This is a genomic window from Petrotoga halophila DSM 16923 (genome assembly GCF_002924615.1).
The window spans coordinates 1-8,924 of sequence record NZ_JALY01000121.1; the positions used below are offsets into that span (position 1 = coordinate 1).

Annotated in this window: 9 protein-coding genes; 4 read left to right on the forward strand and 5 right to left on the reverse strand. The window is 37.0% G+C overall.

Translation table 11 applies throughout. From position 1 onward, the window contains the following. From AA81_RS05640 to AA81_RS05660, 5 genes are all read right to left on the reverse strand, one after another. Positions 1-824, reverse strand: an 824-nt coding sequence (locus AA81_RS05640; protein ID WP_103898480.1) for an ABC transporter permease, incomplete at its 3' end; no start/stop codon positions are given. A 58-nt stretch (positions 825-882) separates the two neighbouring features. Beyond that, complete coding sequence (locus tag AA81_RS05645) at positions 883-2,772, reverse strand: ABC transporter substrate-binding protein (RefSeq protein WP_103079371.1); 1,890 nt, start codon at positions 2,770-2,772, stop codon at positions 883-885. 158 nt (positions 2,773-2,930) lie between these two features. Further along, a complete protein-coding gene (locus AA81_RS05650) occupies positions 2,931-4,091 on the reverse strand; it encodes a galactokinase (protein ID WP_103898481.1) in 1,161 nt (386 codons plus the stop codon). Positions 4,092-4,104: 13 nt separating this feature from the next. Next, positions 4,105-5,088 (reverse strand): galactose-1-phosphate uridylyltransferase, encoded by a 984-nt coding sequence (gene galT / locus AA81_RS05655; RefSeq protein ID WP_103898482.1) that lies wholly within the window; start codon positions 5,086-5,088, stop codon positions 4,105-4,107. 108 nt (positions 5,089-5,196) lie between these two features. Beyond that, a complete protein-coding gene (locus AA81_RS05660) occupies positions 5,197-6,258 on the reverse strand; it encodes a LacI family DNA-binding transcriptional regulator (RefSeq protein ID WP_245863478.1) in 1,062 nt (353 codons plus the stop codon). Between the two features lie 112 nt (positions 6,259-6,370). Between AA81_RS05660 and AA81_RS05665 the strand changes: the two genes are divergently transcribed. The 4 genes from AA81_RS05665 to AA81_RS05680 all read left to right on the forward strand — a co-directional run bounded on the left by AA81_RS05665 (position 6,371) and on the right by AA81_RS05680 (position 8,872). Then, the gene (locus tag AA81_RS05665; protein WP_103898483.1) at positions 6,371-6,706 is read left to right on the forward strand and encodes a DUF5320 domain-containing protein; all 336 of its coding nucleotides are present in this window, start codon (positions 6,371-6,373) and stop codon (positions 6,704-6,706) included. 98 nt (positions 6,707-6,804) lie between these two features. Then, positions 6,805-7,656, forward strand: a complete 852-nt coding sequence (locus AA81_RS05670) for an ATP-binding protein (protein ID WP_281256291.1) — start codon at positions 6,805-6,807, stop codon at positions 7,654-7,656. Beyond that, positions 7,653-8,531, forward strand: coding sequence for an ATP-binding protein (locus AA81_RS05675; protein ID WP_103898484.1), 879 nt, complete (start codon positions 7,653-7,655; stop codon positions 8,529-8,531). Before AA81_RS05670 ends, AA81_RS05675 begins: the two co-directional genes overlap by 4 nt. Positions 8,532-8,545: 14 nt before the next feature. Continuing rightward, on the forward strand, positions 8,546-8,872 hold the full coding sequence (locus tag AA81_RS05680) for a NifB/NifX family molybdenum-iron cluster-binding protein (RefSeq protein ID WP_103898485.1): 327 nt from the start codon (positions 8,546-8,548) through the stop codon (positions 8,870-8,872). Positions 8,873-8,924 lie beyond the last annotated feature (52 nt).

Consider the following 8,924-nt stretch of genomic DNA (forward strand, 5'->3'; position numbering starts at 1 on the left):
GCCCCTCCAAAGATTTGCCCTAAAGATAGCGCTAAGTTGGTTACTTGCGGTAATAACCCGTTCCTGAATACGTATTTGAAGGCTATCTTTGATTCTTTTAGTCCCCCCGCTTTCGCATACATTACATAGTCTTCCGCTACTATGTTCGATACTATGAGTTTCATCGTTTGTATGTTGGCTGCTATTCCTAAAACCATCAGCGATATCGCAGGTAGAAACGAGTGTACTAACACGTCCGATATGAACGCCCAGTTGAACCCTATTTGTCTTCCAACTGAGTATCCACCCGCCGATGGGAATATCGGTATCAGATAGGCAAATACTATGAGTAGTAGTAATGCAAATATGTAGTACGGTATGGGCCTTACCACCATCGCTATGTTGTCTAATGTTTGTGCCCATGCCTTGTTTTTAAAGTATCCTGCAAGTGCCCCTATTATACTTCCTACTAACCAAGAGAGGATTGTAGTTGTTAATAGTAATCCAGCCGTCCAGGGCAGTGAGTCCATTATTAGCTCCATTACAGGTACCGGAAATTGAAAGAGTGATGGACCAAAGTCTCCATGTAACAACCTTCCCCAAAAGGCAACGTATTGTTGGAATATCCCTCCTTCCAATCCGTACATCTCTGTGAGCGATTGCCTTAATGCTTCAACAGCCGCTGGGTCTAAGAAGGCTCCTTGTGATGTCATTTGACTGATTACTTGTTGTACGGGATCAACCGGCGTTAGCCTGGGTACAATAAATACCACCGTTATCCCTACGAATACTACAACTAGAAATTGTATTATCCTTGGTAGCAAGTATCGCTTGAAAAATAGCAAGTGTTACACCTCCATAATAAGCCCCCCGAAGGGGGCTTAATGTATTTATCTGTAGCCCTTATTTTCTCCCTGTTGGTTCAAGGAAGGGGAGCATGTATTTGAAGTTTGGAAAACAATGGCAAGGCTGAGTATACAAATTATCAGGGCTTGGCCAATTGGTCCAATAATATTCATCATATACCAAAAACAAAGGATGAATAAAGGTTGGTATGGAAGGCATTTCTTCTACAAGTATTTTTAACCCTTCCATTCCGAGCTCAATATTTCTTGGATCATCCCAATCCAACTTTTCCATTTCTTCGATGATTTCATCCATCCTTGGATCTGTCCACCTAGAAGTAGCTCCGTTACCGACAGCTCGCTCTCCGATGGGCTTATAATATTGCGAATGCCAGACATTAAAAGTACGATGCAAATCCGGATGCCCACCCCATGGTTCCATTGCAGGCCAACCACCAGAAGCTTGATAATCACCCAAACTTGTCAAGTCTCCATGTGCTTCATTAGTCTCAACATTAACTTCTATCCCAAATTTTCTCCACTGCTGAGCTACGGCTATAGGATTTTTGTTATCAGCTTTAGCAGGGTCAGTAGCAGCTAATATTGTAATTTCCCAAGCTGTACCGTCTGGTAACAACCATTTGCCATTTTTATCTCTTGTAAATCCATTTCTTTCTAACAGTTGTTCCGCTACATCAGGTGCGTATTTCCACCATCCTGGCCCAAATAATTCTCTAATTTCTTCAGGATCATCAGGTACATCATATCCTCGGCTTCTAGCATATTCAGCAAGGCGTAAAGGAGCGTTAGGATCATATGGTTTAAATGGTTCTCCATCAACTTCTATGTCTAGAGTAAAGTTTCTCAACCATTCTTCCATAGGTTCATAGTACCATTCTTGATATGCAGGAGTAGGAGGGAGGAGCATACTAGCCATAACTACAGCACCGTCATATGCAATAGCAGCCGCATCTACAATATCTATAGCTAAAGTCAATGCCCATCTTACATCTTTTATGTTGTATGGATATACATCATTATTTAACGTTATTCCTGTAGTACAAGGGTCTATATTAACAATCCATGGATAATTTGGATTGTAAGGTCGAGAATATTCATTTTGATTTATCACAGCTCTTAAACTTTCTGGTGTAAAATAGGCTACATCTAATTGGTGGTTGGATTGCTGTATCACTCTCATTTCAGCTGTACCATAGTAATAGAAGAGTACGTTTTTTGGTTTTGGTTCACCAAACAACATTCCATTTGGGGTCCTATCCCAGTCTTCCCTCTTTTCCCAAAGTGTCCAATAACCAGCAGGATCATAATCTTTCAAAACATATGGACCACTGCTTATCGGAGGGTTGAAATCAAAGGTCAAAGGATCCTCTACTTTTTCAAAAATATGTTTTGGGAAAGGCCTCCATGCTCCCCATCTGTCTACAAAATTAGCGTGGAATCGGGAGTTGGGTTCTTTCAATTCAATTAGAACTGTATAATCATCTGTTTTGTAAACTTTGTCAATGTAAAGTTCAAACTGATCATGGTAAGCCATTCCAGGGGTTTTCATGGTTAGTTCAATACCGTAGACAATATCATCTGCAGTAATTTCAACACCATCACTCCAATAGCACCCTTTTCTTAACTTGATTGTCATCTGTGTAAAGTCTTCGTTGTAGATTGGACCTTCCGCGGCAAGAGAGTTAATAATTTCACCTAGAGCTTGTTCGTTCATCCATAATGGTTCTAACATCACCTGCTGTATTCCTCTTTGAGGCCATGTTGAAGCATTTATCCAAACATTAAATCTAGAAGGTGCCGTTACCCTTCCTGCAGTACTTTCAGCTATCAGTGTTTCATCACGAGGAATGTTCCCAGCAAGTTGACCAAAAAATATACTACTAAAAAGCAAAAATATCGATACAACGAAAAAAAACTTTTTCTTCATTTTTCCACACCTCCATATATTTAATATAGATATCGATACCGTGAACGATACCAAAACAATTATATCAGAGTTAACATTCGTTGCAAAACTTTGTTATGGACAGTTAGGGTAAGTTAAGGACAATTAAAAGAGATTATTCCCATTTAGCTCAAATTTGCTTAGTTTTTGAGAATTTTTACTCCATCTTCGATTGTTGTTTCGTAAAAGAATGGCTCTATCATGGTTTTTTCATAATAACTCTTGGAAACTTGATCCTTGAAAGTTTTTACCTGACTTTTTTCCACCAAAGCAATGGCACACCCACCAAATCCTGCTCCCGTCATTCTAGCTCCCACACAGCCTTTGATTTTTAGAGCTTCGTCAACAATTGTATCTAGTTCAAAACCTGTCACTTCATAATCATTTTTCAAGGAATTATGGGATTGGATTAAAAGAGCTCCAAAACCTTCAATATCGTTGTTTTTTAATAATTCAGAAGCCTGGATAACCCTTTGATTTTCTGTTATTACGTGCCTTGCTCTTTTTAACTCTATTTCATTATCAAGATATTTTAGATCTTTAACACTACACTGGCATAAATTATCAACCTTTACTTCTTTCACTTGATTTATTTTTTCTAAAGCACTTTCACATTCTTTTCTTCTTTGGTTGTATTGAGACGAAGCGAGCTCTCTTCTTTTGTTTGTATTCATAATAATCAGAGAATACCCGTCTAAATAACAAGGTATATATTCATAAGTTAGGTTTTGGGTATCAAGCAGTAAAGCTTGATCTTTCTTTGCATTTGCTATTACAAATTGATCCATTATTCCAGAGTTCACACCAATAAATTTATTTTCAACCCTTTGCCCTAAGAGGGCAAGGTATGTTCTATCAATTTCTTCAGGGGTTTGATTTTGAGATAAGAGCATGAATCCAATAAGTACTTCCAAAGCTGCAGAAGATGAAAGGCCAGCTCCATTTGGAAGTTCTCCTTTAATCAGAATATTACATCCCTTCAAGGGGAATCCATCTTCTAATAAAAACTTTATAACTCCTTTTGCATAGTTCCCCCAACTGTCTTCCTTTCTATAATCCACTCCCTTATTTAGATCTACTTTTACTTCGTTGGGAAAGTCCATAGATTTTAGGTAGATTAAATTATCGTCCCTCAAATTCATTAAGCCATTTATACCAAGGTTTATAGCTACCGGTAATACATATCCTCCATTGTAGTCTATATGTTCGCCTATCAGATTTATTCTTCCTGGAGAGAAGAACCTTTGTACTTGTTTTTTACTGACTCCGTAGATTTCTTGAAAAGTATTTAGTAAATCCATTTTGTCGACCTCTCTATTGTATTTTTTTGAATTTTTCTATTGCATTTCTTAACGTAATGGCAGTTTCTTCCACCGCCATGGTATTTGCCGCAGCCCAAGCACCCATCTCGCTTGATGCGTACCATTTTATTTTATCCTTGTCTCTTAAAGGAGGATAGAACTCAATATGAAAATGATAGTATTTGTTGGAATCTGCATATTCCTCTGAATTAACAGGAGTTTGATGGATATTCATCATGTAAGGGAAAGGTTTGTCAAACAATGCATCAAAGCCACCAGTTAACAGTTTTAGCGCCTCAGCCAGGTCCCATTTTTCTTTTTCGTCGAATTCTGATAAGTTGCCTTTGTGGGATTTGCTCACGATGAAAGCTCCATAGGGGTAGTCTGTAAAAAAGGGAAGATAAACGAGAAATGAATCATTCTCAAAAAGAATTCTTTTTTGAAATTCCTTTTCCTCTTTGTTCATTTCACAAATAAGGCATTTCCCATTTTCTTCATAATATTCTTTACAGTTGTCGAGTTCGACTTTTAACTTCAATGGAATCCAGGAATAGGCATATAATTGACCGTGTGGATGGAGCATCGTTACCCCTACTTCTTTTCCTCTATTTTCAAAAGGAAAGATGTATTTTATTTTTTCATCTTTTGAGAGTTCCTTAAACCTTTCAACCCATAAATTTACCAACTTAAATATATGTTCTACTGGTAATTGAGGAAGGGTAATATTGTGATCAGGAGAATACAAAATTACTTCGCATTTCCCATAATTTTTTTCGACTTTGTACAAATCAGTCCCTTGTATATTTGGTTCATCTGGATCTAGTTTTAAAGCGGGAAAATCATTGTCGTATGCATAAACGTCATAGTTTGGGGGTACTTTTTTACCCGGTCCTGGACAAAAGGGGCACCAATCCTCAGGTAAATGGGGCCTATTTTGTCTATTATCGGCAACCATTGTGTATGTTTTTAACAAAGGGTTCCAACGTAATTCTGCCATACTATTTCTCTCCTTTTTTGTTTAAATTTACTGCCTTTAAAATCTATAAACCTTCTTTAACGCCCGTTCGCCCTGCAACCCACCTATGACCCATATCTTATTTTATGTTTAAGAGTTTCTCACTACAAGTTCTACATCTAAAACTTTCCTTGTTGATGAGTTGTCTCTTTGCTTACTTTTTATTCTTTTATACAACATTTGAAATGCCTCATATCCCATTTCAAACTTTTTAACTTTTACCGTTGTCAACTCTGGCTCGATTAACCTTGAAAAGGCTATATCGTCGTAACCTACTACTGAAACATTTTGTGGAATCTTTAGATTATTTTCTTTCAAAGCTTTAATTGCACCATAAGCTATTAGATCGTTGTAGCAAAATATTCCGTCGAATTCTTCTTTTTTTCTGATCATTTCCATCGTTTTATCGTACCCTGCTTTAACGTGGTATCCTTCATGTATCCCTTCACATATCTTGATATCATCCTCCGAAAAAGTTAATCCTTTCTCTTTTAAAGCCTTTTTATAGCCTTGTAACCTTCCATATGAAGCAGAGTTATACAGTTGATCGGTGATCATTTTTATCTTTTTACACCCTTTTTCAATGAGGTATTTGGTTGCAAGATATCCCCCTTTTTCTTCGTCACTGAATATCTCATCCACATTCCAACCGTCTATTTCTCTACCTACAAGTACTATAGGGAAGTGCTCTTTTATCAGTTCTTGAATATCTTCATAACTCTTTTGCATTGGAAAAAGGAGAATACCATCAACTCTCCTTTCTAAGAGAGTTTTTAAAAACTTTTCTTCGTTTTCGTATAAACCTTCAGAGTTCATAATTATTATTTGATAATTATTCTCCCTTGCTGCTTTATCAATACCTTTGAATACTTCAGAGAAAAAAGGGTTGGAGCTATCGGGCATGATCACTCCAATTGTATGGGTTACGTTAGATTTGAGCATAGTAGCGTATATGTTTTTAACATAGCCTAGTTCTTGGGCAATTTTTTCGATCTTTTCTTTTGTTTGAGGGTTTATATCTGGTTTATCGTTTAAAGCCCTTGATACAGTGTTAACAGAGACCCCTGCTCTTTCGGCGATATCTTTTATGGTTACAAAATTACTTCGACTTATTTTTACCACCCCTTTTAATGTTAACGTTAACGGTATCAATTTAATTTTACACCAAAAACCAAAAAAATCAAAATGATTTTTTGTTGACAAAAGAAAATTTTTTGTGTATAATATATATGTAAATTGCATATATATGAAAGGAGGTTATCTTATGCCTTTTTTAGATGGAACCGGACCTAGGGGTTTAGGCCCGATGACAGGTAGAGGTTTAGGAAGATGTAGTGGTGCGTATGGTAGAGGTTTCGGTTATGGTGCAAGAGGATTCGGAAGAGGTTTCGGCTATGGCAGAGGTTTTGGATATGGCAGAGGATTCGGTTACGGACCAAGAACCTACGGAGGATGGGTAGGATCGTATTATCCACCAGCATATCCTGTGGAAAGTGACAAAGCTTTTTTAGAAGCGCAAAGAGAGTATTTAAAAAACGAATTAAACTACATTGAAGGAATCCTAAAAGAAACAGACGATAGCCAGAAAAAAGACGAGTAAATTTAATATTAGGGCACAACTCAGTTTTAGATTAAAAATGAGTTGTGCCTGCTTTTATGCATCATATGTACATTACAACGGTTGAAGGAGAGATCAATTTGTCATTGAAGATAGCTATTTTGAGCGGAAAAGGAGGAACTGGGAAAACTACCGTATCAACAAATTTAGCCAAAGTTCTTTCAAAAAATATGAAAGTTTTGCTACTAGATGCAGATGTAGAAGAGCCTAACGACCATTTATTCTACAAAGTCACATTCGAAGAAGAAAAAAGTGTGGATGTACTCATACCAAAAGTGAATAAAGAAACTTGTATATTGTGCGGGCTTTGCGCAAAAGAGTGTCAGTTTGGTGCTATTAATGTCTTTGAAAAAGGGGTATTAGTTTTCCAAAATTTATGTCACGGTTGTGGCGTTTGTTCTGAAATTTGTCCAGTAAGAGCTATCGATGAAGAACCTAAAAGCTTAGGAAAATTAAGATTTGGAAAGACAGATTATTTTGATTTTGGTATGGGGCTTTTGAATATAGGAGAACCCTCCGGTGTAAGGATTATTAGAGAATTGAAGAAATATATTTCGGATGACTACGATGTAACTATAATCGATGCCCCTCCTGGTACTCCTTGTCCAGTTGTGGAAGTTTTACAAAAGGTTGATTTTGCGGTTTTAGTAACTGAATCATCTCCCTTTGGATTACACGATTTGAAACTGGCGGTGTCGTTAGTTAAAGAAATGGAAATCCCTTACGGAGTGGTAATCAATCGCTACGATCCTGCATTTGCCGAGCTAACAGAGTACCTTGAGGGAGAAAAAATTCCTCTACTTATGAAAATCGATTTTGATAAGAAAATAGCTAAATGGTACTCGGAGGGGAAATTGATCGTAGATCAATCCGAAGAATTGCTCAGAAGTTTTGAACTTTTGTACGAAAATATAACAGAGGTGTTCGCATGAAGCAAATAGCTATAATTAGCGGAAAAGGTGGAACTGGGAAAACAACATTATCTGCTTCTTTGAGCTACCTTTTCCAAAATCCCGTAATGAGTGATTGCGATGTTGATGCATCTAACCTTCATTTGTTGTTATCTCCTGTTGAGTTAAAACAAAGCTATGAATACTATGGTGGGAAAAAAGCTGAAATAGATTATGAAAAATGCACTAATTGTGGTATTTGTAAAGACAAATGCAGGTTCGATGCAATAGATTTTCAACAGGGTAGATACGTTATTAACGAATATGCGTGCGAAGGTTGTAAACTTTGTGTACTCACCTGCCCGGAAAAGGCGATAAAACTTGTAGAAAATTTAGCTGGATATTATTATGAATCAAAATGTCCAAAAGGGGTTTTGGTACATGGCGATTTGAATCCGGGGGAAGAAACTTCGGGAGGTTTGGTAGCTGAGATAAGAAAAAAGTCTTTTTCTGTGGGTGAAAGTTTAAAAAAAGATGTTATCATAATAGATGGTGCTCCTGGCATAGGATGCCCTGCAACATCGTCTGTAGCTGGTGTAAACTACGCTATTATAGTTACCGAACCTACCCTTTCAGGATTTCACGACCTTCAAAGGGCGGTTGAAACTTTGAAGAAAATGAGAGTGAAGTTTGGTGTAGTAATCAATAAATTTGATTTAAACGAATCTGTGAGTTCTTCCCTGGAGGAATGGTGTTTTTCTGAAAATATAGATTTTTTAGGAAAGATACCTTTCGATGAAATGGTGAATTTAGCCACAAGAGAAGCCAAACCAATAATCTTGTACGAAGATTCTATTTCATCAAAGTACATAAAATCTATATATCAAAAAATCCTACAAATACTTTTTAATAAATAGAGAGGTGTGTAAAAATGAAAATTGCAGTTCCATCTAAAGAAAAAACATTTGAATCCGAATTAGACGAAAGATTTGCAAGAGCAGCTTACTTTTTAGTTTACGATACAGAAGATGAAAGTTATGAATTTTTTTCTCCTGACAATAGCCAAGAACATGGGGTAGGAACAAAAATTGTGAACGAACTTTCAGATCAAGGAATAGATGCAGTAATTTCCAAAAATCTTGGGGAAAATGCCTTGACAGCTTTAAAAGCGGCAAATATCAAAGCCTACATAGCTTCAGATGGCAATGTCCAAGAAAATATCGATCTTTTGAAATTAGAAAAACTTCAAGAATTCTAAAAGGGTTACAAGGTGGGGAGCAGGGTGAAGCCTTACCATACCTTTCCTTATG